Source organism: Streptomyces sp. NPDC126510 (assembly GCF_040302345.1).
Classification (GTDB): Bacteria; Actinomycetota; Actinomycetes; order Streptomycetales; family Streptomycetaceae; genus Streptomyces.
Window position 1 is genome coordinate 21,189 of the sequence record NZ_JBEORR010000016.1, and the last position, 24,329, is coordinate 45,517.

At 70.6% G+C, this 24,329-nt stretch carries 19 protein-coding genes; 5 read left to right on the forward strand and 14 right to left on the reverse strand.

Annotated elements, in window-relative coordinates; all coding sequences use genetic code 11:
• Window positions 1-29 precede the first annotated feature (29 nt).
• The 5 genes from ABTX60_RS23090 to ABTX60_RS23110 are packed head-to-tail and all read left to right on the forward strand — an operon-like array spanning window position 30 to window position 6,172.
• A complete protein-coding gene (locus ABTX60_RS23090) occupies window positions 30-257 on the forward strand; it encodes a 4Fe-4S dicluster domain-containing protein (protein WP_043497678.1) in 228 nt (75 codons plus the stop codon).
• A gap of 15 nt (window positions 258-272) precedes the next feature.
• The gene (locus ABTX60_RS23095) at window positions 273-1,619 is read left to right on the forward strand and encodes an ABC transporter substrate-binding protein (protein ID WP_352098894.1); all 1,347 of its coding nucleotides are present in this window, start codon (window positions 273-275) and stop codon (window positions 1,617-1,619) included.
• Complete coding sequence (locus tag ABTX60_RS23100) at window positions 1,616-2,494, forward strand: ABC transporter permease (protein ID WP_352098895.1); 879 nt, start codon at window positions 1,616-1,618, stop codon at window positions 2,492-2,494. Before ABTX60_RS23095 ends, ABTX60_RS23100 begins: the two co-directional genes overlap by 4 nt.
• A complete protein-coding gene (locus ABTX60_RS23105; RefSeq protein WP_352098896.1) occupies window positions 2,478-3,344 on the forward strand; it encodes an ABC transporter ATP-binding protein in 867 nt (288 codons plus the stop codon). Before ABTX60_RS23100 ends, ABTX60_RS23105 begins: the two co-directional genes overlap by 17 nt.
• 11 nt (window positions 3,345-3,355) lie before the next feature.
• Entirely contained in the window at window positions 3,356-6,172 is a 2,817-nt protein-coding gene (locus ABTX60_RS23110) for a fumarate reductase/succinate dehydrogenase flavoprotein subunit (RefSeq protein ID WP_502992371.1), read from the forward strand.
• 71 nt (window positions 6,173-6,243) lie between these two features.
• Here the strand turns inward: ABTX60_RS23110 and recQ are convergent, their stop codons facing one another.
• The 14 genes from recQ to ABTX60_RS23180 all read right to left on the reverse strand — a co-directional run bounded on the left by recQ (window position 6,244) and on the right by ABTX60_RS23180 (window position 24,319).
• Window positions 6,244-8,394 carry a DNA helicase RecQ gene (recQ, locus tag ABTX60_RS23115; RefSeq protein ID WP_502992372.1) on the reverse strand — a complete coding sequence of 717 codons (2,151 nt, stop codon included), beginning with the start codon at window positions 8,392-8,394 and terminating at the stop codon, window positions 6,244-6,246.
• Between the two features lie 232 nt (window positions 8,395-8,626).
• On the reverse strand, window positions 8,627-10,276 hold the full coding sequence (gene nuoN, locus ABTX60_RS23120) for an NADH-quinone oxidoreductase subunit NuoN (RefSeq protein ID WP_352098898.1): 1,650 nt from the start codon (window positions 10,274-10,276) through the stop codon (window positions 8,627-8,629).
• Window positions 10,273-11,844 (reverse strand): NADH-quinone oxidoreductase subunit M, encoded by a 1,572-nt coding sequence (locus ABTX60_RS23125; protein WP_352098899.1) that lies wholly within the window; start codon window positions 11,842-11,844, stop codon window positions 10,273-10,275. The genes nuoN and ABTX60_RS23125 overlap by 4 nt, the downstream gene beginning before the upstream one ends.
• Window positions 11,845-11,849: 5 nt before the next feature.
• Complete coding sequence (gene nuoL, locus ABTX60_RS23130; RefSeq protein WP_352098900.1) at window positions 11,850-13,814, reverse strand: NADH-quinone oxidoreductase subunit L; 1,965 nt, start codon at window positions 13,812-13,814, stop codon at window positions 11,850-11,852.
• Window positions 13,815-13,829: 15 nt separating this feature from the next.
• Entirely contained in the window at window positions 13,830-14,129 is a 300-nt protein-coding gene (gene nuoK / locus ABTX60_RS23135) for an NADH-quinone oxidoreductase subunit NuoK (RefSeq protein WP_003992252.1), read from the reverse strand.
• Window positions 14,126-14,968, reverse strand: coding sequence for an NADH-quinone oxidoreductase subunit J (locus tag ABTX60_RS23140; RefSeq protein WP_352098901.1), 843 nt, complete (start codon window positions 14,966-14,968; stop codon window positions 14,126-14,128). Before ABTX60_RS23140 ends, nuoK begins: the two co-directional genes overlap by 4 nt.
• Complete coding sequence (gene nuoI, locus ABTX60_RS23145; protein WP_352098902.1) at window positions 14,965-15,630, reverse strand: NADH-quinone oxidoreductase subunit NuoI; 666 nt, start codon at window positions 15,628-15,630, stop codon at window positions 14,965-14,967. Before nuoI ends, ABTX60_RS23140 begins: the two co-directional genes overlap by 4 nt.
• Entirely contained in the window at window positions 15,623-16,996 is a 1,374-nt protein-coding gene (gene nuoH / locus ABTX60_RS23150; RefSeq protein ID WP_352098903.1) for an NADH-quinone oxidoreductase subunit NuoH, read from the reverse strand. The genes nuoI and nuoH overlap by 8 nt, the downstream gene beginning before the upstream one ends.
• On the reverse strand, window positions 16,993-19,497 hold the full coding sequence (locus tag ABTX60_RS23155; RefSeq protein ID WP_352098904.1) for an NADH-quinone oxidoreductase subunit G: 2,505 nt from the start codon (window positions 19,495-19,497) through the stop codon (window positions 16,993-16,995). The genes nuoH and ABTX60_RS23155 overlap by 4 nt, the downstream gene beginning before the upstream one ends.
• Window positions 19,494-20,840 carry an NADH-quinone oxidoreductase subunit NuoF gene (gene nuoF, locus ABTX60_RS23160; protein WP_390991821.1) on the reverse strand — a complete coding sequence of 449 codons (1,347 nt, stop codon included), beginning with the start codon at window positions 20,838-20,840 and terminating at the stop codon, window positions 19,494-19,496. Before nuoF ends, ABTX60_RS23155 begins: the two co-directional genes overlap by 4 nt.
• Window positions 20,840-21,700, reverse strand: a complete 861-nt coding sequence (nuoE, locus tag ABTX60_RS23165) for an NADH-quinone oxidoreductase subunit NuoE (protein ID WP_352098905.1) — start codon at window positions 21,698-21,700, stop codon at window positions 20,840-20,842. Before nuoE ends, nuoF begins: the two co-directional genes overlap by 1 nt.
• Window positions 21,697-23,019, reverse strand: coding sequence for an NADH-quinone oxidoreductase subunit D (locus tag ABTX60_RS23170; protein WP_352098906.1), 1,323 nt, complete (start codon window positions 23,017-23,019; stop codon window positions 21,697-21,699). The genes nuoE and ABTX60_RS23170 overlap by 4 nt, the downstream gene beginning before the upstream one ends.
• Window positions 23,016-23,768: an NADH-quinone oxidoreductase subunit C gene (locus ABTX60_RS23175; RefSeq protein ID WP_352098907.1), complete on the reverse strand. Its 753-nt coding sequence runs from the start codon at window positions 23,766-23,768 to the stop codon at window positions 23,016-23,018. The genes ABTX60_RS23170 and ABTX60_RS23175 overlap by 4 nt, the downstream gene beginning before the upstream one ends.
• Window positions 23,765-24,319, reverse strand: a complete 555-nt coding sequence (locus tag ABTX60_RS23180) for a NuoB/complex I 20 kDa subunit family protein (protein ID WP_007383964.1) — start codon at window positions 24,317-24,319, stop codon at window positions 23,765-23,767. Before ABTX60_RS23180 ends, ABTX60_RS23175 begins: the two co-directional genes overlap by 4 nt.
• Between the last annotated feature and the right edge of the window lie 10 nt (window positions 24,320-24,329).

Below are 24,329 nucleotides of genomic sequence, written 5' to 3' on the forward strand. Positions count from 1 at the left end.
CCCGCTCGCGCACATCCCTGGAGACAGCCATGCCCTTGGTGCCCCAGCGGGCCGACGTGCCCGTGACCATCGACGAGTCGAAGTGCATCGACGGCTGCACGCTCTGCGTGGACATGTGCCCGCTGGACTCCCTCGCCATCGACGAGCGCAACGGCAAGGCCTACATGCATGTCGACGAGTGCTGGTACTGCGGCCCGTGCGCGGCCCGCTGCCCCACCGGAGCCGTCACGGTCAACATGCCCTATCTGCTCCGGTGAGAGGCCCGAACCATCATGAAACGCACCGTCGTCGCGATATCCGCCGTCGTCCTCCTGCTCCCGCTCAGCGCCTGCGGCGGTGACGCGGAGGCAGGCAGCGGCTCCACGGTCACCGTCACCGTCGGCTACCAGTCCCGAACCATCAACACCGTCACCGCGGGCACCCTGCTCCGCTCCCTGGGCTCCTTCGAGAAGCAGCTCAACGCCCTGCACGACGGCGTCCACTACAAGGTCGACTGGCAGGACTACGCCACCGGCGCCCCCATCACCGCCCAGATGACCGCCGGGAAGATCGACATCGGCTCGATGGGAGACTTCCCGCTCCTCATCAACGCGGCCCGCGGCAAGCAGCTGAACAGCCCCACCCGCCTGGTCTCGGTCACCGGCTACAACCTCCGCGGCGGCCTCAACACCATCGTCACCGCACCGGACTCCAAGCTGACCTCCCTGAAGGATCTGAAAGGCAAAAAGGTCTCGACAAGCGTCGGCTCGGCCGCCGACGGCACCCTCGTCCGGGCCCTGCAGCGCGCCGGCATCGATCCGAACAGCGGCATCGAGAAGCTGAACCAGCAGCCCTCCGTCGGCGCTTCCGCCCTCGCGGCGGGCAGCACGGACGCCCTGTCCCAGTTCGTCGCCTGGCCGGGCCTGCTCGCCTTCCAGGGCAAGGCGAAGGCGATCTACGACGGCGCCCGGCTCAACCTGCCCACCTTCCACGGCGTCACCGCCCGTGAGGACTTCGCGAAGAAGCGCCCGGCCGTGCTGGAGGCGTTCCTGAAGGCTCAGGCGGAGGCGACCGACTACCTGAACGAGCACCCGGTGGACGCCGCCGAGAAGGTCGCCAAGGCGACGGGTCTGCCCGCCGAGGTCGTCTACCTCTACAACGGCGATCACGGCATCGCCACCTTCGACCCGGCCATCAAGCCCCAGCTCGTCTCCGCCCTGAAGCAGGACGTCTCGATCCTCAAGTCGGCGAAGCTCACCGGCGACGTGGACGTCGACGCCTTCGTCGACGACCAGTACGTGAAAAAGGCCCTCGGAGCGACGGCGTACACCAAGCATCTCGCCACGAAGCCCGCACCGGCCGCGAGCGAGGCCTGGCCCAAGGGCGCTTCCAAGACCGTCACGTTCGACTCCCCCTCCAAGCTGCTGCGTTACGTCGCCGGGCACCGTGACGACCTACGTGCCGCCTACGTCCCCGACACCACCACCGGCACCCTCTGGTTCGCCGACAAGGCCGTGTGGGTGGCCGACGGCGGCAAGCTTCTGCCCTTCGTCGCACCCGACACCGCGCAGGCGTACATCGCCGGGCACGGCGGAGCGCGGGTCGTCTCCTACGCCGACGCTCTGGAGCGGGCCTCGTGAGGCGTTATGCGCTCCGCGTCCTGTCGCTGGTCGCCGCCCTCGGCCTGTGGCAGGCGCTGACCAGCCTGAACGTCGACCTGTGGCTGCGCTTCTCGCAGTTCCCGACGGTCACCGACGTGGCCCGGGCCTTCGCGGCCCGGGTGTCCGGGCCGGACTACTGGACGGACCTCACCGACAGCCTCACCCGGATCCTCACCGGCTTCCTGCTGGCCGCCGTCCTCGGTGTGGCCACGGGCGTGCTCGTGGCACGCTCGCGTCTCGCCGAGGACCTGCTCGGCCCGGTGCTGGAGGTGATCCGCCCGATCCCGGCCATCGCCCTGGTGCCCGTGGCGATCCTGCTGTTCCCCTCCAACGAGCAGGGCATCGTCTTCATCACGTGCACCGCCGCCTTCTTCCCCGTCCTGGTCTCCACCCGGCACGCGGTGCGCGCCCTGACGCCCGTGTGGGAGGAGGCCGTGCGCACCATGGGCGGCGGCCGGTGGCGGATCCTCGGCTCGGTCGTCCTGCCGGGCGCCCTGCCCGGCGTGTTCGGCGGTCTGTCCGTCGGCATCGGCGTCTCGTGGATCTGTGTGATCTCCGCCGAGATGATCTCCGGCCAGTACGGCGTCGGTTACCGCACCTGGCAGGACTACACCGTCGTCGACTACCCCGGGGTGTTCGTCGGCATGGTCACCATCGGCGTGCTCGGCTGGCTCACCTCCACCGCCGTGGAACTCCTGGGCCGCCGCCTCACCCGCTGGCTGCCCCGCACCGCGTACGTGCCCGGTACCCGGGCGCCCCGGCCCAACCGGTCCGTGAAGCCGGCACCGGCCGCCCCCGCCGCCGCCCCCGGCGGGGCCCGATCCGAGGAGGCACGCGATGAGCACCTCGTCTGAGACCGTCCCGGACACCCCGCCCGGGGCCGCGGACACCCCGCCCGGGGCCGCCCCGGACACCTCGTCCGAGACCGTCCGGAACGCCTCGTCCGACACGGCCGCCGGTGCCGCCCCGGTGCGCGGCACCCGCCTCAGCCTCACCGGCGCCTCCCTCGGCCGCCCCGGCGCGACCGCCCTGGACAAGGTCGATCTGGACATCGCCCCCGGCGAGATCCTGACCGTCGTCGGCCCCTCGGGCTGCGGCAAGTCGACCCTGCTGCGCACCCTGGCCGGCCTGCTGTCGCCGCTCGCCGGCGAGATCACCCAGGACGGGCACCCGCTGACCGGTCCGTCGGCCGACCGGGCCCTGGTCTTCCAGGAGGACGCCCTCCTCCCCTGGCGCACCCTGCGCGCCAACGTCGAACTCCCCCTCGCCATCCGCGGCGTGCCACGCGCCGAGCGCCGGGAGCAGGCCCAGGCCTGGCTGGAGCGGGTCGGGCTCGGCTCGCAGGCCCGGCAGTTGCCGCACCGGGTCTCCGGCGGGCAGCGCCAGCGCGTCCAGCTGGCCCGTGCCCTGGCCGGGCGCCCGCGCGCCGTCCTGATGGACGAGCCGTTCGGCGCGCTCGACGCGCAGACCCGCGCGGGGATGCAGGACCTGCTGGTGGAGGTGCTCCAGGGCACGGGCGCCACCGTCGTCTTCGTCACCCACGACGTGGACGAGGCCCTGTTCCTCGGCGACCGCGTGGCCCTGCTCGGCGCGGGCGGCCTCGTCGCCGTCCGGGACATCCCCCGCCCGCGCGAACGCGGCGCACACGACGACCCGGCGCGCGTGGCCCTGCGGCGCGACGTCCTCACCTCGCTCGGTACGTGAAAGGCACCCCGGTGACCACCTCCGTGAACCCCCCTGCGGACACCCCCCTGGCCGTCCCGTCCCTCGCCGACGCCGAGGAACTGACCTGCGACGTCCTCGTCATCGGCGGCGGCACCGCGGGCACCATGGCCGCCCTGACCGCCGCAGAGCACGGCGCGGACGTGCTGCTGCTGGAGAAGGCGCACGTCCGCCACTCCGGCGCGCTCGCCATGGGCATGGACGGCGTGAACAACGCGGTCATCCCGGGCCGGGCCGAACCCGACGACTACGTCGCCGAGATCACCCGCGCCAACGACGGCATCGTCGACCAGTCCACCGTCCGCCAGACCGCCACCCGCGGTTTCGACATGGTGCAGCGGCTGGAGTCCTACGGCGTGAAGTTCGAGAAGGACGAACACGGCGACTACTCCGTGCGCCAGGTGCACCGCTCCGGCTCCTACGTACTGCCGATGCCGGAGGGCAAGGACGTCAAGAAGGTCCTGTACCGGCAGCTGCGGCGGCGCGAGATGCGGGAGAGGATCCGCATCGAGAACCGGGTCATGCCGGTGCGTGTCCTCACCGCCGGGGGGCAGGCCGTGGGCGCGGCCGGCTTCAACACCCGCACCGGGCAGTTCGTCCAGGTCCGCGCGGGCGCGGTCATCCTCGCGACCGGCGCCTGCGGCCGCCTCGGCCTGCCGGCCTCCGGCTACCTCTACGGCACCTACGAGAACCCCACCAACGCGGGCGACGGCTACGCCATGGCCTACCACGCCGGCGCCGAGCTCACCGGCATCGAGTGCTTCCAGATCAACCCGCTGATCAAGGACTACAACGGCCCGGCCTGCGCCTACGTCGCCAACCCCTTCGGCGGTTACCAGGTCAACCGGCACGGCGAACGCTTCGTCGACTCCGACTACTGGTCGGGCCAGATGATGTCCGAGTTCGCCGCCGAGGTGGCGTCCGACCGGGGGCCCGTCTACCTGAAGCTGAGCCACCTCCCCGAGGAGTCGGTCTCGGCCCTTGAGACGATCCTGCACTCCACCGAGCGCCCCACCCGCGGCACCTTCCACTCCGGCCGCGGCCACGACTACCGCACCCACGACATCGAGATGCACATCTCCGAGATCGGTTTGTGCGGCGGTCACTCCGCCTCCGGCGTCCGCGTGGACGACCACGCCCGCACGACCGTCCCACGGCTGTACGCGGCCGGCGACCTGGCCTGCGTCCCGCACAACTACATGATCGGCGCGTTCGTCTTCGGCGACCTGGCGGGCGCGGACGCCTCCCAGTACCAGGCCTACGCGGGCGAGTTGCCCGCGGAGCAGCTCCGGGAGGCGCACGAGCTGATCTACCGCCCGCTGCGCAACCCCGACGGCCCGCCGCAGCCCCAGGTCGAGTACAAGCTGCGCCGCTTCGTGAACGACTACGTGGCCCCGCCCAAGTCCGGTGCCCGGCTGTCGCTGGCCCTGGAGGCGTTCCAGCGGATGCACACCGACATCGCCGAGATGGGCGCCCGCACCGCGCACGAGCTGATGCGCTGCGCCGAGGTCACCTTCATCCGCGACTGCGCGGAGATGGCCGCGCGCTCCTCCCTGGCCCGCACGGAGTCCCGCTGGGGCCTCTACCACGAGCGCCTCGACCACCCCCGGCGGGACGACGCGTCCTGGTTCCACCACCTCGATCTGCACAAGTCCCCCTCCGGTGCGATGGAGTTCACGGCCCGCCCCGTGGCTCCCTATCTCGTTCCCGTCGACGGTTTCGACCCCGTCGGCGGTCCCTCTCGTGTCCTCGGCGAGGTGCACGCCGAGGATGTGGCCATGGCGGGCTCACGGGATGTGGCGCCCGTCGCGTCCCCGGTGGGTGCGGCGGACCCGGAGCCGACTCCCGTGCAGCAGACCTCGGTCACCGCCCCTTCCGGGGAGGAGTCCTCCGCCCGCCTGCTCGAACTCGTCGCCCTCGCCGAGGAGGAGCCCGAACTCGGCGCCCTACAGCCGTACTTGACGGACCCTGTGCCCGCCGTACGCCGCGAGGCCGTCGCCGTGCTCACCGAGACACTGCCGGCCGGGACGGGCACCGCGCTCGCCGCCGCCCTGCGCGACTCCGCCACCGAGGTCCGTGCCGCCGCGGCCGCGTCCCTGCGTGAGCTCGTCGAGACGCTCCCCGCCGAGCCCGATCTGCGGGACGGCCTCGCGGCCGCCCTGGCCGAGCCGGACCCGGTGGTCCGCGCGGCGGCCCTGGACGTCCTGCGCGCCCTGCGCCTCGGAGACGCCGCCCTGTTCGCGGACTCCCTCGCCGACTCCGACATCGCCGTGCGCATCGAGGCCGTACGGGCCCTGGTGTCGGTCGACGCCGCCGGCGAACTGGCCGGCGCGGCGGGCACCGACCCCTCCCGCGAGGTACGGGTCGCGATCGCCAAGGGCATGGCCACGGTGAGCGCCGAGCGGCCGGCGGGTGACGTCCCGGAGGGCACCGATCCCACCGCGGGCGCGATCGAAGCGGCCCTCACCGGCCTCCTCGACGACCCCGATGCCCTGGTACGGGCAGCGGCCTACGGAGCACTGGGCGCCACCGGCTGCCCGGCACCCCTGGCCGCACGCGCCGTGGCCGCCCTGTCCGAGCCGGCCTGGCAGGTGCGGGCCGGAGCCGCGACGGCCTTGTCCGTAGCCGACCCCGACGTGGCGGTCCCGGCCCTCGCCAAGGCTCTGGCCGACACCAACGCCGATGTCCGCAAGGCAGCCGTCCTGGCGCTGACCCGGCACCGCCCCATCGAGGAGGCCCGGGCGGCCCTCGCCACGGCGACGACGGACTCCGACGCGGATGTCAGGGCGTACGCGGGACGGGCGTTGTGACCGGACCGGCTGCCGGGATGCGCCCTCGCCGGTGGCGCGCGGCGACCGTCTGACCTGGCCGGAGCCCGGCCTTATATCCAGTCGTCGGGCTCCGGCTCCGCGTCCATCTCAGGCCAGTGGTACGGCTCACCGGCGTCCTGACCCGCTGCACGAGCCGGAGCCTGGCCGGATGCCGGAGCCCGGCGGGACGCCTGGGCGGGGGGCGAGTCGGCAGACGCCGGGACCGGGGGTGAGTCGGCGGCGGGTGCGGAGGCGGAGGCGCCCGCTGGGCCCGGAGCGGACGGCCCGCCCAGCGAGGCGAGCACCTCCAGCACCCCCTCCCCGTACGTGGTGAGCTTCTTCTCGCCGACCCCGCCGATCCCGCCGAGCTCCCCCACCGACGTCGGCCACACTGTGGCGATCTCCCGCAGGGTGGCGTCGTGGAAGATCACGTAGGCCGGGACGCCCTGCTCACGGGCCTGCTCGGCACGCCAGGCGCGCAGCGCCTCGAAGGCCGGAAGCAGCTCCTCGGGCAGCTCGGCGGCGACCGCCTTGCCCTTGCGCTCGCCCCGCCCGGAGCCGGAGGACGAGGACCCCGACCGGGAGGTCGCCGGCTTCTTCGGCTCCTTGCGCAGCGGCACGTCCCGCTCCCGCCGCAGCACCGCCCCGCTGGCCTCGGTCAGCACCAGCGTGCCGTACTCGCCCTCCACCGCGAGCAGCCCCTGGGCGAGCAACTGCCTTATGACGCCCCGCCATTCGGCCTCGGCCAGCTCCTCGCCGATACCGAAGACGGACAGCTGGTCGTGGTCGAACTGGATGACCTTGGCGGTCCGCTTCCCCAGCAGGATGTCGACGATCTGCACCGCGCCGAACTTCTGTCCGCGCTCCCGCTGCAGCCGGACGACCGTCGACAGCGCCTTCTGCGCCGCGATGGTTCCGTCCCAGGTCTCCGGCGGGGTCAGGCAGGTGTCGCAGTTGCCGCAGCCGGACGGGTCGGGGTCCTGGCCGAAGTAGGCGAGGAGCTGGCCCCGGCGGCACTGGGCCGTCTCGCACAGCGCCAGCATCGAGTCCAGATGGGCTTGCGCCCGGCGCCGGAAGGCCTCGTCGCCCTCACCGGACTGGATCAGCTTGCGCTGCTGGATGACGTCGTTCAGTCCGTAGGCCATCCAGGCCGTCGAGGGCAGCCCGTCGCGGCCGGCCCGGCCCGTCTCCTGGTAGTAGCCCTCGACCGACTTGGGCAGGTCGAGGTGGGCGACGAAGCGGACGTCCGGCTTGTCGATGCCCATGCCGAAGGCGATGGTCGCCACCACGACCAGGCCGTCCTCGCGCAGGAAGCGGGACTGATGGGCCGCGCGCGTGCCCGCGTCCAGACCCGCGTGGTACGGCACCGCCTCGACGCCGTTGCGGCTGAGGAACTCGGCGGTCTTCTCCACCGAGTTGCGCGACAGGCAGTAGACGATGCCCGCGTCGCCCGCGTGCTCCTCGCGCAGGAAGCTCAGCAGCTGCTTCTTCGGGTCGGCCTTGGGCACGATCCGGTACTGGATGTTGGGCCGGTCGAAGCTCGCCACGAAGTGGCGGGCCGTCGGCATGTTCAGCCGCTGGGTGATCTCCTGGTGCGTCGCGTGCGTGGCCGTCGCCGTCAGCGCGATCCGCGGCACGTCCGGCCAGCGCTCGCCGAGCAGGGACAGCGCCAGGTAGTCGGGCCGGAAGTCGTGGCCCCACTGGGAGACGCAGTGCGCCTCGTCGATCGCGAAGAGGGAGATCTTGCCGCGCGAGAGCAGATCGAGCGTGCTCTCCAGCCGCAGCCGCTCCGGCGCCAGGTACAGCAGGTCCAGCTCGCCGGCGAGGAACTCGGCCTCGACCATCCGCCGCTCGTCGAAGTCCTGCGTGGAGTTCATGAACCCGGCCCGCACGCCCAGCGCCCGCAGCGCGTCCACCTGGTCCTGCATCAGGGCGATGAGCGGGGAGACCACCACACCAGTACCGGGCCTGACCAGGGACGGGATCTGGTAGCACAGCGACTTGCCGCCACCGGTCGGCATGAGCACGACGGCATCGCCGCCCGCCACGACGTGCTCGATGACCGCTTCCTGCTCACCGCGGAAGGCGTCGTAGCCGAAGACCCGGTGCAGCGCGGCCAGCGCCTCGCTCGCGTCGGCACCGAGGGGCCCGGCGGGGCCGCCGCCCGCGCCGATCCCGGCCCCGGTCACCCCGGCTCCGGTCACCGCGTCCAGTTCCGTCATCACACCCGTCCCGCCCGTAGCGCCCATCGTTGCGTCCCCCGTGCGTCGCGCCTCGACCACTGCGTCCACCATAGGCGCCCGCACCGACAGCCCCGGAGTTATCCACAGGTCCCGCCAGACGGAGACGATACCCAGACATTCGTTCGACTGCGCCCGGTGGCCGCCCGCCCGGAAACGCCGTGGGACCCGGCTCCCGAAGGAGACCGGGTCCCACCCAGGCGTTACGGGGCCGTCAGCGCACGAACACCCCCGCCTGCCCCGCCAGATCCAGGAAGTACTGCGGCGCCACACCGAGCACCACCGTGACCGCCACGCCCACGCCGATCGCCGTCATCGTCAGCGGCGACGGCACCGCCACCGTCGGGCCCTCCGGCCGCGGCTCGCTGAAGAACATCAGCACGATGACACGGATGTAGAAGAACGCCGCGATCGCGGACGAGATCACACCGATCACGACGAGTGGGGCTGCCCCGCCCTCCGCCGCCGCCTTGAACACGGCGAACTTCCCGGCGAAGCCGGATGTCAGCGGAATGCCGGCGAAGGCCAGCAGGAACACCGCGAACACCGCCGCCACCAGCGGGGACCTGCGTCCGAGCCCCGCCCACTTGGACAGGTGCGTCGCCTCGCCCCCGGCGTCGCGGACGAGCGTGACCACCGCGAAGGCGCCGATCGTCACGAACGAGTACGCGGCCAGGTAGAACAGCACCGACGAGACACCGTCGGGCGTGGTCGCGATGACACCGGCGAGGATGAACCCGGCGTGCGCGATCGACGAGTACGCCAGCAGCCGCTTGATGTCGGTCTGCGTGATGGCGACGATCGCACCGCCCAGCATGGTGACGATGGCCACGGCCCACATGACCGGCCGCCAGTCCCAGCGCAGGCCCGGCAGGACCACGTACAGCAGCCGCAGCAGCGCGCCGAACGCCGCCACCTTCGTCGCCGCCGCCATGAAGCCGGTCACCGGCGTCGGAGCGCCCTGGTAGACGTCCGGCGTCCACATGTGGAACGGCACCGCGCCGACCTTGAACAGCAGGCCCATCACCAGCAGTGCGGCCCCGATCAGCAGCAGCGCGTCGTTGCCCATGGTGTCGGCGAGCGCCGGGTTGACGTCCTGCACGGTGCCGTCGACGACCTGCGCGATCGTGGCGTACGACATCGAACCCGCGTAGCCGTAGAGCAGCGCGATGCCGAACAGGGTGAACGCGGAGGCGAAGGCGCCCAGCAGGAAGTACTTGACCGCGGCCTCCTGCGACATGAGCCGCTTGCGGCGGGCCAGGGCGCACAGCAGGTACAGCGGCAGGGAGAGGACCTCCAGCGCGACGAACAGCGTCAGCAGGTCGTTGGCCGCCGGGAAGACCAGCATGCCTGCGACCGCGAACATCAGCAGCGGGAAGACCTCGGTGGTGGTGAACCCGGCCTTGACCGCGGCCTTCTCGCTCTCGCTGCCCGGCACGGAGGCCGCCTGCGCGGCGAAGGAGTCGACGCGGTTGCCGTGCGCCTCCGGGTCCAGGCGCCGCTCGGCGAAGGTGAACAGGCCCACCAGCGCCGCCAGCAGGATCGTGCCCTGCAGGAAGAGGGCCGGCCCGTCGACGGCGATCGCGCCCATCGCGGCGATGCGTGCCTTGGTCGTGCCGTACCCGTCGGCCGCGAGGGCCACGACCGCGGCGAAGGCGGCGGCGAGGGCGACGACGGACACGAACATCTGGGCGTAGTAGCGAGACTTCCGCGGGACGAACGCCTCGATCAGGATTCCGACGATCGCCGCACCGACGATGATCAGCGTGGGGGCGAGCTGCCCGTATTCGATCTTCGGCGCGTCGATCTTGGTGATCGGGTCGGCCGCCGTTGTCCACAGGCTGTGGACGGCTGTTGTGCTCACTTGGCCGCCTCCACCTCAGGCTGGGGGTCCTTCTTGTGTACGTCGGACATGGTCTGCTTGACCGCCGGGTCGATGATCTGCGTGACGGGCTTCGGGTAGACGCCCAGGAAGATCAGCAGGACGACGAGCGGGGCGACGACCACGAGCTCGCGGATCCTGAGGTCCGGCATCGCGGAGACCTCCGGTTTCACCGGGCCCGTCATCGTCCGCTGGTAGAGGACGAGGGTGTAGAGCGCGGCGAGGACGATGCCGAAGGTGGCGATGATCCCGATCACCGGGTAGCGCGTGAACGTGCCGACCAGGACCAGGAACTCACTGACGAACGGCGCCAGTCCCGGCAGCGACAGGGTCGCGAGGCTGCCGATCAGGAACGTGCCGGCGAGCACCGGGGCGACCTTCTGCACTCCGCCGTAGTCGGCGATGAGCCGCGAGCCGCGCCGGGAGATCAGGAAGCCCGCCACCAGCATCAGCGCGGCCGTCGAGATGCCGTGGTTGATCATGTAGAGCGTCGCGCCGGACTGCCCCTGGCTGGTCATCGCGAAGATGCCCATGATGATGAAGCCGAAGTGGGAGATCGACGCGTACGCCACCAGCCGCTTGATGTCCCGCTGGCCGACCGCGAGCAGCGCCCCGTAGATGATGCTGATCAGGGCGAGGACGAGGATGGCGGGCGTGGCCCACTTGCTGGCCTCCGGGAACAGCTGGAGGCAGAAGCGGAGCATCGCGAAGGTGCCGACCTTGTCGACGACCGCCGTGATGAGCACGGCGACCGGGGCGGTGGACTCCTGCATGGCGTTGGGCAGCCAGGTGTGCAGCGGCCACAGGGGCGCCTTCACCGCGAACGCGAAGAAGAAGCCGAGGAACAGCCAGCGTTCGGTGTTGGTCGCCATGTCGAGCGTGCCGTTGGCGCGGGCCTCGGCGATCTCCTGGAGCGAGAAGTTCCCGGCGACCACGTACAGGCCGATCACCGCGGCCAGCATGATCAGACCGCCGACCAGGTTGTAGAGGAGGAACTTGACGGCCGCGTAAGACCGTTGGGTCGCCGCCGCCTTCTCACCGTGCTCGTGGGCACGGTCCCCGAAGCCGCCGATGAGGAAGTACATCGGGATCAGCATGGCTTCGAAGAAGATGTAGAAGAGGAAGACGTCGGTGGCCTCGAAGGAGAGGATCACCATCGCCTCGACGGCGAGGATCAGGGCGAAGAAGCCCTGCGTCGGCCGCCACCGGCTGCTGCCGGTCTCCAGGGGGTCGGCGTCGTGCCAGCCCGCCAGGATGATGAAGGGGATGAGCAGCGCCGTGAGCGCGACCAGCGCCACCCCGATGCCGTCCACACCCAGTTCGTAACGGACGCCGAAGTCCGCGATCCAGGCGTGGGACTCGGTGAGCTGGTAGCGGTCGCCGGCGGGGTCGAAGCGGACCAGGACGGTGATCGCCAGGACGAGCGTGGCGAGCGAGAAGAGCAGCGCCAGCCACTTGGCGGCGGTGCGCTTCGCGGCCGGTACGGCGGCCGTGGCGATCGCCCCGACGGCCGGGAGCGCCGCTGTCGCTGTCAGCAGAGGAAAGGACATCGGTATCAGACCGCCCTCATCAGCAGGGTCGCGGCGACGATGAGCGCCGCACCCCCGAACATCGAGACCGCGTAGGAGCGGGCGAAGCCGTTCTGCAGCCTGCGCATCCGCCCGGAGAGGCCGCCGACCGAGGCCGCCGTGCCGTTGACGACACCGTCGACCAGGGTGTGGTCGACGTAGACCAGGGACCGCGTGAGGTGCTGGCCGCCGCGGACCAGGACGACGTGGTTGAAGTCGTCCTGGAGCAGGTCGCGCCGGGCGGCCCGGGTGAGCAGCGAGCCGCGCGGGGCGACGGCGGGGACCGGGCGGCGGCCGTACTGGGCCCAGGCGATGGCGACGCCGATGATCATGCAGGCGACGGTCGCGCCGGTGACCACACCCGCGCTGATCGGCGGGTTGCCGTGGCTGTGTCCCGTGACGGGCTCCAGCCAGTGCATGAACCGGTCGCCGATGCTGAAGAACGCACCTCCGGCGACCGATCCGACGGCCAGCACGATCATCGGGACCGTCATGATCCTGGGCGACTCGTGCGGGTGCGGCGGGGTGTACTCGCCGCGCGTCTCGGCGGCGGGCTCCACATCGGGCTGGGCCGGGGACGGCGTCGGGGCGTTGCGCCAGCGCTCCTCGCCGAAGAACGTCATCAGCATCACGCGCGTCATGTAGAACGCGGTGATGGCCGCGCCGAGCAGGGCGCAGCCGCCGAGGATCCAGCCCTCGGTGCCGCCCTTCGCGAACGCCGCCTCGATGATCTTGTCCTTGGAGAAGAAGCCGGACAGACCCGGGAAACCGATGATCGCCAGGTAGCCGAGGCCGAAGGTGATGAACGTGACCGGCATGTACTTCCGCAGTCCGCCGTAGCGGCGCATGTCGACCTCGTCGTTCATGCCGTGCATGACCGAACCGGCGCCGAGGAACAGGCCGGCCTTGAAGAAGCCGTGCGTCACCAGGTGCATGATCGCGAAGACGTAGCCGATGGGGCCGAGGCCGGCGGCCAGGATCATGTAGCCGATCTGCGACATGGTCGAGCCGGCCAGGGCCTTCTTGATGTCGTCTTTCGCGCAACCGACGATCGCACCGAACAGCAGCGTGACCGCGCCGACGATGGTGACGACCAGCTGCGCGTCCGGGGCGCCGTTGAAGACGGCCGCGGAGCGGACGATCAGGTAGACGCCCGCCGTCACCATGGTCGCGGCGTGGATGAGGGCCGAGACGGGGGTCGGGCCCTCCATCGCGTCCCCGAGCCAGGACTGCAGCGGTACCTGGGCGGACTTGCCGCAGGCGGCGAGGAGCAGCATCAGCGCGATCGCGGTCAGCTTGTCCTCACCGGCGGCACCGGCGAGCCCGGCCTCCCCGTGGCCGCCGAGCACCGGCCCGAAGGCGAAGGTGCCGAACCACAGGAACATCAGCATGATCGCGATGGACAGGCCCATGTCGCCGACGCGGTTGACCAGGAAGGCCTTCTTCGCGGCCGTGGCGGCGCTGGGCTTGTGCTGCCAGAAGCCGATCAGCAGGTAGGAGGCGAGACCGACGCCCTCCCAGCCGACGTACAGCAGCAGGTAGTTGTCGGCGAGGACGAGGATCAGCATCGCCGCGAGGAACAGGTTCAGATAGCCGAAGAAGCGGCGGCGCCGCTCGTCGTGCTCCATGTACCCGACGGAGTACAGGTGGATCAGCGATCCGACGCCGGTGATCAGCAGCACGAAGGTCATGGACAGCTGGTCGAGCTGGAAGGCGACGTCCGCCTGGAAGCCTTCGACCGGGACCCAGCTGAACAGGTGCTGGCTCAGGACGCGGTTCTCGGCGCCCCGGCCCAGCATGTCGGTGAACAGCACCAGGCCGAGCACGAAGGAGACGGCCGCGAGCGCGGTGCCGAGCCAGTGGCCGACGGCGTCCAGCCGCCGGCCGCCGCACAGCAGGACCGCCGCTCCGAGCAGGGGCGCCGCCACCAGCAGCGCAATGAGGTTCTCCACGATTCTTCCGACCCCTTACAGCTTCATCAGGCTGGCGTCGTCGACCGAGGCCGAGTGGCGGGCACGGAACAGGGACACGATGATCGCGAGCCCGACCACGACCTCGGCGGCGGCGACGACCATCGTGAAGAAGGCGATGATCTGGCCGTCGAGGTTGCCGTGCATCCGGGAGAAGGCGACGAACGCGAGGTTGCAGGCGTTGAGCATGAGCTCGATGCACATGAACACGACGATCGCGTTGCGCCTGATCAGCACGCCGGTGGCGCCGATCGTGAACAACAGGGCCGCGAGATAGAGGTAGTTGACGGGGTTCACTTGGACGCCTCCTCGGACCGCTGGAACTTCGCCGGCCCGACCGCCCTGCGCTCCAGACGCTCCTCGGACCGCTGCTCCAGGGCCTTGAGGTCGTTGAGCGCCTCCCGCGACACGTCGCGGATCTGGCCGCGCTCGCGCAGGGTCTTGCTGACGGTGAGGTCGGACGGGGTGCCGTCGGGCAGCAGGCCCGCGATGTCGACCGCGTTGTGCCGGGCGTACACACCGGGCGCCGGCAGCGGCGGCAGGTACTTGCCCTCGCGCACGCGCTCCTCTGCGAGCTCCCGCTGCGTCTTGGCCCGCTCGGTGCGCTCGCGGTGGGTGAGCACCATGGCCCCGACGGCGGCCGTGATGAGCAGGGCGCCGGTGATCTCGAACGCGAAGACGTACTTGGTGAAGATGAGGGCGGCGAGGCCCTCCACGTTGCCCCCGGCGTTGGCCTGGCCGATGCCGTTGAACTCCGTCAGGGACGCGTTGCCGATCCCGCCGATCAGCAGGACGCCGAAGCCGAGCCCGCACAGCAGGGCCAGCCACCGCTGGCCCTTGATGGTCTCCTTCAGGGAGTCCGCCGCGGTGACGCCGACGAGCATCACCACGAACAGGAACAGCATCATGATCGCGCCGGTGTAGACGACGATCTGTACGACGCCCAGGAAGTAGGCGCCGTTGGCGAGGTAGAACACCGCCAGGATGATCATGGTCCCGGCGAGGCAGAGAGCACTGTGCACGGCCCTCTTCATGAGGATGGTGCACAGTGCGCCGATCACCGCGACGGTGCCCAGGATCCAGAACTGGACGGCCTCTCCGGTGGAGGTGGAGTAGGCGGCGAGCTGGGTGGTCATCGCCCGATCACCCTCTCCGAGGCCGGTTCCGTCCCGCCGAAGGTCGAGTCGGCCTCCTGCACGACCTCGCCCTTGGAGTGGGCGACCTGCCGCTCGGTGCCGGGCGCGGCCTCCGTCACCAGGCCCCGGTAGTAGTCCTGTTCGTCCGTGCCGGGGTAGATGGCGTGGGGCGAGTCGACCATGCCCTCCTCGAGACCGGCGAGCAGCTGCTCCTTGGTGTAGATGAGGTTGGCCCGGCTGGAGTCGGCCAGCTCGAACTCGTTGGTCATCGTCAGCGCCCGGGTGGGGCAGGCCTCGATGCACAGGCCGCACAGGATGCAGCGGGCGTAGTTGATCTGGTAGACGCGGCCGTACCGCTCGCCCGGCGAGTAGCGCTCCTCGTCGGTGTTGTCCGCGCCCTCCACGTAGATCGCGTCGGCGGGGCAGGCCCAGGCGCACAGTTCACAGCCGACGCACTTCTCCAGGCCGTCCGGATGGCGGTTGAGCTGGTGCCGTCCGTGGAAGCGCGGAGCCGTGGTCTTCTGCTGCTCCGGGTACTGCTCGGTCAGCCGCTTCTTGAACATGGCCTTGAAGGTCACGCCGAAGCCGGCCACGGGGTTCTGGAAACCGGGCTTGGTGTCCTTGCTTTCCTCAGCCTTCGAACGCTCGAGTTCCTCAGCCATCGGACGCCTCCTTTCCATCCGTAGTTCCGCCCAGAGATCCGTCACTCTGAGTATCGGTCCCACCACTGACAATCAGCTCCCGCTCACGGCGCGAGCGGCGCGGGACCGGTGGAAGTTCCTGTCCGGGCAGGGGCGGTACGGGGAATCCGCCCGCCATCGGGTCGAAGGCGGCCGGGGTCCCGGCCGGCTGTTCGGCCTTCTTGGCCTTCTCGCGGAACATGTCGGCGACGAAGGAGAGCAGCAGCAGGGCGAGGACGCCGCCGCCGACGTACAGGGCGATGTCGGCGAAGTCGTAGCCCTCGTTGCGGAAGGCCCGCACGCTCGCGACGAGCATCAGCCACACCAGGGAGACCGGGATGAGGACCTTCCAGCCGAGCTTCATCAGCTGGTCGTAGCGGACGCGCGGGAGGGTGCCGCGGATCCAGATGAACATGAACAGCAGCAGCTGGACCTTCACCGTGAACCAGAGCAGCGGCCACCAGCCGTGGTTGGCGCCTTCCCAGAAGGTGCTGATCGGCCAGGGGGCCCGCCAGCCGCCGAGGAACAGCGTGGTGGCGACGGCCGAGACGGTCACCATGTTGACGTACTCGGCGAGCATGAACATCGCGAACTTGATCGACGAGTACTCGGTGTTGAAGCCGCCGACGAGGTCGCCCTCGGACTCCGGCATGTCGAAGGGGGCGCGGTTGGTCTCGCCGACCATCGTGACGATGTAGATGATGAAGGAGACCGGCAGCAGCACGATGTACCAGCGGTCGGCCTGCTGCTCGACGATCGTCGACGTCGACATCGACCCCGAGTACAGGAAGACGGAGGCGAAGGCGGCGCCCATCGCGATCTCGTAGGAGATCATCTGCGCGCAGGAGCGCAAGCCGCCCAGCAGCGGGTAGGTCGAGCCGGAGCTCCAGCCCGCCAGCACGATGCCGTAGATGCCGACCGAGGCGACCGCGAGGATGTAGAGCATCGCGATCGGCAGGTCGGTGAGCTGCATCGTGGTGCGCTGGCCGAAGATCGAGATCTCGTTGCCGGCGGGGCCGAAGGGGATCACCGCGATCGCCATGAAGGCCGGGATCGCCGCGATGACCGGCGCGAGGACGTACACCACCTTGTCCGCACGCTTGACGATCACGTCTTCCTTGAGCATCAGCTTGATGCCGTCGGCGAGCGACTGGAGCATGCCCCAGGGGCCGTGCCGGTTGGGGCCGATGCGCAGCTGCATCCAGGCGACGACCTTGCGCTCCATGACGATGGAGACCAGCACGGTCACCATCAGGAACGCGAAGCAGAACACCGCCTTGATGACGACCAGCCACCAGGGGTCGGTGCCGAACATCGAGAGGTCTTCTGCGGCGAGGTACGGGCTCATGCCTCCACCTCCTTGGGGGCCTCGCCGGCGAGCGTCGCCGGGCCGATGCGGACGAGGGAGCCGGGCCGCGCCCCGGTGTCGGAGGCGACGCCGCCGCCGGTGGAGTTCAGCGGCAGCCACACGACCCGGTCGGGCATGTCGCTGATCTGGAGCGGGAGTTCCACGACCCCCTGGGGACCGGTCACCGCGAGCAGGTCGCCGTCCTTGACGCCCGCCTCGGCGGCCGTCGGGGCCGACACACGCGCGCGTGCCGCGTGCCGGGTTCCGGCGAGTGCCTCGTCGCCCTGCTGGAGGAGGCCTTGGTCGAGGAGCAGCCGGTGCCCCGCGAGAACGGCTTCCCCTACGGCCGGCCGCGGCAGCGCGGCCGCGGTCTCCAGGGGTTCACCCGCCCGCGGTCCGTCCCAGGCGCCGAGCCGGTCGATCTCGCCGCGCACGGTGCGCAGGTCCGGCAGTCCGAGGTGGACGTCCATGGCGTCGGCCAGCATCTGCAGCACGCGCGCGTCGGTGGGCGCGGAGCGGCGGGTCATCTGGTCGGGCTTGAGCGCCGCCTCGAAGAAGCGGATCCGGCCTTCCCAGTTGAGGAAGGTGCCGGCCTTCTCGGCGACCGCCGCGACGGGCAGAACGACATCGGCCTTGCGGCTGATCTCGCTCGGCCGCAGCTCCAGCGAGACCAGGAAGCCCACTTCGTCGAGCGCCGCACGCGCGCGTGCCGGGTCGGGCAGGTCGGCGATCTCCACACCCGCCACCAGCAGGGCCTGGAGCTCACCGGTCGCGGCGGCCTCCACGATCTGGCCGGTGTCACGGCCGTAGCGGTGCGGAAGCCCCGCGACGCCCCAGACGGCGGCGACCTCGTCCCGCGCGCGCGGGTCGGTGGCCGGGCGCCCGCCCGGCAGCAGCGACGGCAGCGCGCCCGCCTCGATCGCGCCGCGTTCCCCGGCCCGGCGCGGGATCCACACCAGCCCGGCACCGGTCGCGGCGGCGGTGCGGACGGCGGCGGTGAGCCCGCCGGCCACGGCGGCCAGCCGCTCGCCGACGACGATCACCGCGCCCTCGGCGCGCAGCGCCTCGGCGGCGAGCGCGCCGTCGTCCTCCAGGCCGGCGCCGCTCGCGAGCGCGTCCAGCCACTCGGTCTCGGTGCCGGGAGCCGCCGGCAGCAGCGTGCCGCCGGCCTTCTCCAGACCGCGCGTGGCGTGCGTGGCCAGGGAGTAGACCTTCTGCCCGTGCTTACGCCAGGCCTTGCGCAGCCGCAGGAAGACGCCGGGCGCCTCCTCCTCCGCCTCGAACCCGACGAGCAGGACGGCCGGGGCCTTCTCCAGCGCGGTGTACGTGACGCCCGTGCCGTCGAGGTCCCGGCCCCGCCCGGCGATCTGCGCGGCGAGGAAGTCGGCCTCCTCCCCGCTGTGCACGCGCGCGCGGAAGTCAATGTCGTTGGTGTCGAGCGCCACGCGCGTGAACTTGCTGTACGCGTAGGCGTCCTCGACGGTGAGGCGGCCACCGGTCAGGACACCCGTGCGGCCCCGGGAGGCCAGCAGCCCCTGGGCCGCGATCTGCAGCGCCTCCGGCCAGGAGGCCGGTTCCAGCTCACCCTCGGCGTTGCGCACGAGCGGCGTCTCGAGCCGGTCGCGCTGCTGCGCGTACCGGAACCCGAACCGGCCCTTGTCGCAGATCCACTCCTCGTTGACCTCGGGGTCGTCGGCCGCCAGGCGCCGCATGACCTTTCCGCGGCGGTGGTCGGTGCGCGTGGCGCAGCCGCCGGAGCAGTGCTCGCACACCGACGGGGAGGACACCAGGTCGAACGGGCGGGAGCGGAATCGGTACGCCGCCGAGGTCAGCGCGCCCACCGGGCAGATCTGGATGGTGTTGCCGGAGAAGTACGACTCGAACGGGTCGCCCTCGCCGGTGCCCACCTGCTGGAGCGCGCCCCGCTCGACCAGCTCGATCATCGGGTCGCCCGCGACCTGGTTGGAGAACCGGGTGCAGCGGGCGCACAGCACGCACCGCTCGCGGTCGAGCAGCACCTGCGTGGAGATCGGGACGGGCTTCTCGTAGGTCCGCTTGCGGCCCTCGAAGCGGGAGTCGGCGTCGCCGTGCGACATGGCCTGGTTCTGCAGCGGGCACTCGCCGCCCTTGTCGCAGACCGGGCAGTCCAGCGGGTGGTTGATGAGCAGGAGCTCCATCACACCCTTCTGGGCCTTCTCCGCGACCGGCGAGGTGAGGTGGGTCTTCACCACCATCCCGTCGGTGCAGGTGATGGTGCAGGACGCCATGGGCTTGCGCTGGCCCTCGACCTCGACGATGCACTGGCGGCAGGCGCCGGCCGGGTCGAGCAGGGGGTGGTCGCAGAACCGGGGGATCTCGATGCCGAGCTGCTCGGCGGCCCGGATGACCAGGGTGCCCTTGGGCACGCTGATCTCGGCGCCGTCGATCGTCAGCGACACGAGGTCCTCCGGCGGGACCGCCGCTTCTCCCCCGCCGGAGGGAGAGCTGGTGGTCACGGTCATGCGTTCACCTCCGTGCGGTCGGCCCAGGCCGTCGACTTGGCCGGGTCGAAGGGGCAGCCCCGGCCCGTGATGTGCTGCTCGTACTCCTCGCGGAAGTACTTCAGCGAGGAGAAGATCGGCGAGGCGGCGCCGTCGCCGAGGGCGCAGAAGGACTTGCCGTTGATGTTGTCGGCGATGTCGTTCAGCTTGTCGAGGTCGGACATCTGTCCCTTGCCGGCCTCGATGTCGCGCAGCAACTGCACGAGCCAGTAGGTGCCTTCGCGGCAGGGCGTGCACTTGCCGCAGGACTCGTGGGCGTAGAACTCCGTCCAGCGGGTGACGGCACGGACCACGCAGGTGGTCTCGTCGAAGCACTGGAGGGCTTTGGTGCCGAGCATGGAACCCGCGGCGCCCACTCCTTCGTAATCAAGGGGGACGTCGAGATGCTCGTCGGTGAACATCGGGGTCGAGGAGCCGCCCGGCGTCCAGAACTTGAGGCGGTGCCCGGGGCGCATCCCGCCGCTCATGTCGAGCAGCTGGCGGAGCGTGATCCCGAGCGGCGCCTCGTACTGGCCGGGGCTGGCGACATGGCCGGACAGGGAGTAGAGCGTGAAGCCGGGCGACTTCTCACTCCCCATCGACCGGAACCATTCCTTGCCCCGCTGCAGGATCGCGGGAACCGACGCGATCGATTCGACGTTGTTCACCACAGTCGGGCACGCATAGAGGCCCGCGACGGCAGGGAAGGGGGGACGAAGCCGCGGCTGGCCCCGGCGACCTTCGAGCGAGTCGAGCAGTGCGGTCTCCTCACCGCAGATGTACGCGCCCGCGCCCGCGTGCACGGTGATGTCGAGGTCGAGTCCGCTGTCCAGGATGTTCTCGCCGAGGAAGCCGGCCTCGTAGGCCTCGCGCACTGCGGAGTGCAACCGCCGCAGCACGGGGACGACTTCACCACGCAGATAGATGAAGGCGTGCGACGACCTGATGGCGTAACACGCGATGATCATGCCCTCGATGAGGCTGTGCGGGTTCGCGAAGAGGAGCGGGATGTCCTTGCACGTCCCGGGCTCCGACTCGTCGGCGTTGACAACAAGATAGTGCGGCTTTCCGTCCCCCTGGGGAATGAACTGCCACTTCATCCCGGTGGGGAATCCCGCGCCGCCGCGCCCGCGCAGACCGGAGTCCTTGACGTACGCGATCAGGTCGTCCGGGGACATGGCGAGCGCCTTGCGCAGCCCTTCGTAGCCGTCGTGCCTCCGGTACACGTCCAGCGTCCAGGACCTGTCCTCGTCCCAGAAGGCCGACAGCACCGGTGCGAGCAGCTTCTCGGGGCTCGTGTCTTTCAGCTCGGGTGCCAAGGTCATCACTCCCCCTCCTCGGCGGTGGGCCCGGCCGGGTGGGCCGGGTCGGAGGCCGACGTGTCCTGCGGCGCGTCGTGCGAGCTCAAGTGCTCCGTCGGTGACGGCTCGTGCGGTGCCCCGGTGCGGGCCGCCTCGCCGCGCGGGTGCACCACGCGGGCGGCGGACGTCTCGCCCTTGGCGAGCTTCAGGCCGACCAGGGAGGCGGGTCCCGCGCTCCCCCCGGACTCCACGGCCCCCTCCCGCTCGTCGGGGAAGCCGGCCAGGACCCGGGCGGTCTCCTTGAAGGTGCACATGCGGGCCCCGCGGGTGGGCGTGACCGGCCGCCCGGCGCGCAGGTCGTCGACGAGGCTCTTGGCGCTGGCCGGGGTCTGGTTGTCGAAGAACTCCCAGTTGACCATCACGACCGGCGCGAAGTCGCAGGCCGCGTTGCACTCGATGTGCTCCAGGGTGACCTTGCCGTCGCCGGTGGTCTCGCCGTTGCCGACGCCGAGGTGCTCCTGGAGCTCGTCGAAGATCGCGTCCCCGCCCATCACGGCGCACAGGGTGTTGGTGCACACCCCCACCTGGTAGTCACCGCTCGGGCGGCGGCGGTACATGGTGTAGAAGGTGGCGACCGCGGTGACCTCGGCCGTGGTCAGGCCGAGCACGTCCGCGCAGAACCGCATGCCGGTGCGCGTGACATGGCCTTCCTCGGCCTGCACGAGGTGCAGCAGCGGCAGCAGGGCGGACCGGGAGTCCGGGTAGCGGGCGATGACCTCGCGCGCGTCCGTCTCCAGACGGGCCCGGACGTCGTCCGGGTAGGCGGGTGCGGGCAGTTCGGGCATGCCCAGGCTGACGCCCCGCTCGGAAGACGATGTGGTCACCGGTCGACGCCTCCCATCACGGGGTCGATGGACGCCACCGCGACGATGACGTCGGCGACCTGGCCGCCCTCGCACATCGCCGCCATGGCCTGCAGGTTGGTGAAGGACGGGTCGCGGAAGTGGACCCGGTAGGGGCGGGTGCCGCCGTCGGACACGACGTGCACCCCGAGTTCGCCCTTGGGCGACTCGACCGCCGTGTACGCCTGTCCCGGCGGGACGCGAAAGCCCTCGGTGACCAGCTTGAAGTGGTGGATCAGGGCCTCCATGGAGGTGCCCATGATCTTCTTGATGTGGTCGAGGGAGTTGCCGAGGCCGTCGGGGCCGAGGGCGAGCTGGGCCGGCCAGGCGATCTTCTTGTCGGCGACCATGACCGGGCCGGGCTGGAGCCGGTCGAGGCACTGCTCGACGATCCTGAGGGACTGGCGCATCTCCTCCAGCCGGATGAGGAAGCGGCCGTAGGAGTCGCAGGTGTCGGCGGTCGGGATCTCGAAGTCGTACGTCTCGTAGCCGCAGTACGGCTGCGCCTTGCGCAGGTCGTGCGGCAGGCCGGTGGAGCGCAGGATCGGGCCCGTCGCGCCGAGGGCCATGCAGCCGGCCAGGTCCAGGTAGCCGACGTCCTGCATGCGGGCCTTGAAGATGGGGTTCCCGGTGGCGAGCTTGTCGTACTCCGGGAGGTTCTTCTTCATCTTCTTCACGAACTCGCGGATCTGGTCCACCGCGCCGGGCGGCAGGTCCTGGGCGAGTCCGCCGGGGCGGATGTACGCGTGGTTCATCCGCAGGCCGGTGATCAGCTCGTAGATATCGAGAATGAGTTCACGATCACGAAAGCCGTAGATCATGATCGTGGTCGCGCCGAGCTCCATGCCGCCGGTGGCGATGCACACCAGGTGCGAGGAGAGCCGGTTCAGCTCCATCAGGAGCACGCGGATGATCGAGGCCCGGTCCGGGATCTGGTCCTCGATGCCGAGGAGCTTCTCGACGCCGAGGCAGTACGCCGTCTCGTTGAAGAACGGCGTCAGGTAGTCCATGCGCGTCACGAACGTGGTGCCCTGCGTCCATGTCCGGTACTCGAGGTTCTTCTCGATGCCGGTGTGCAGGTAACCGATTCCGCAGCGGGCCTCGGTGACGGTCTCGCCGTCGATCTCCAGGATCAGCCGGAGCACGCCGTGGGTGGAGGGGTGCTGCGGGCCCATGTTGACGACGATGCGCTCGTCGTCGGCGCGGGCGGCGGTCTGGACGACCTCGTCCCAGTCGCCGCCGGTGACCGTGTAGACGGTGCCCTCGGTGGTCTCGCGAGGGGAGGCGTGCGAAGTGCTCATGAGTACGACCTCCGCTGGTCCGGAGCCGGGATCTGGGCGCCCTTGTACTCGACGGGGATGCCGCCGAGGGGGTAGTCCTTGCGCTGCGGAAAGCCCTGCCAGTCGTCCGGCATCATGATCCGCGTCAGGGCGGGGTGGCCGTCGAAGACGATTCCGAAGAAGTCGTACGTCTCGCGCTCGTGCCAGTCGTTCGTCGGATAGACCTCGAACAGCGACGGGATGTGCGGGTCGCTGTCGGGGGCGCTGACCTCCAGGCGGATCACCCGGTTGTGGGTGATCGAGCGCAGGTGGTAGACGGCGTGCAGCTCGCGGCCCTTGTCGTTCGGGTAGTGCACGCCGCTGACGCCCGTGCACAGCTCGAAGCGCAGGGCCGGGTCGTCGCGCAGGGTGCGGGCGACGAGGACGAGGTGCTCGCGCTCGATGTGGAAGGTCAGCTCGTCCCGGTCGACGACCGTCTTCTCGATGGCGTTGTCCGGGAGCAGGCCCTGTTCCTCCAGGGCGCCCTCCAGCTCGTCGGCGACCTCGTCGAACCAGCCGCCGTAGGGCCGGGTCGCCGGCCCCGGGAGCCGGACCGAGCGGACCAGGCCGCCGTAGCCGGTGGTGTCGCCGCCCTTGTCGGCGCCGAACATGCCGCGCTGGACGCGGATCTCCTCGCCACCCTGGCCGCGCTGACCGGGGAGGTTGGACGCGCTGAGGTCCTTCTCGGGGTTGGCGCCACCCGCGCCGTTCGCGCCGTTCGCGTCGCTCATCGCAGCAGCCCCTTCATCTCGATGGTGGGCAGGGCCTTGAGCGCCGCTTCCTCCGCCTCGCGGGCCGCCTCCTCGGCGTTCACGCCGAGCTTGGAGCTCTGGATCTTCTGGTGGAGCTTGAGGATCGCGTCCATCAGCATCTCCGGCCGGGGCGGGCAGCCGGGGAGGTAGATGTCGACCGGCACGATGTGGTCGACGCCCTGGACGATGGCGTAGTTGTTGAACATGCCGCCGGAGGAGGCGCAGACCCCCATGGAGATCACCCACTTGGGGTTCGGCATCTGGTCGTAGACCTGCCGGAGCACCGGCGCCATCTTCTGGCTGACCCGGCCGGCGACGATCATCAGGTCCGCCTGGCGGGGCGAACCGCGGAAGACCTCCATGCCGAACCGCGCCAGGTCGTAACGGCCGGCGCCGGTGGTCATCATCTCGATGGCGCAGCAGGCGAGGCCGAAGGTGGCGGGGAAGACCGAGGCCTTGCGTACCCAGCCCGCGGCCTGCTCGACGGTGGTCAGCAGGAAGCCGCTCGGCAGCTTTTCTTCGAGTCCCATGACGTGTGGC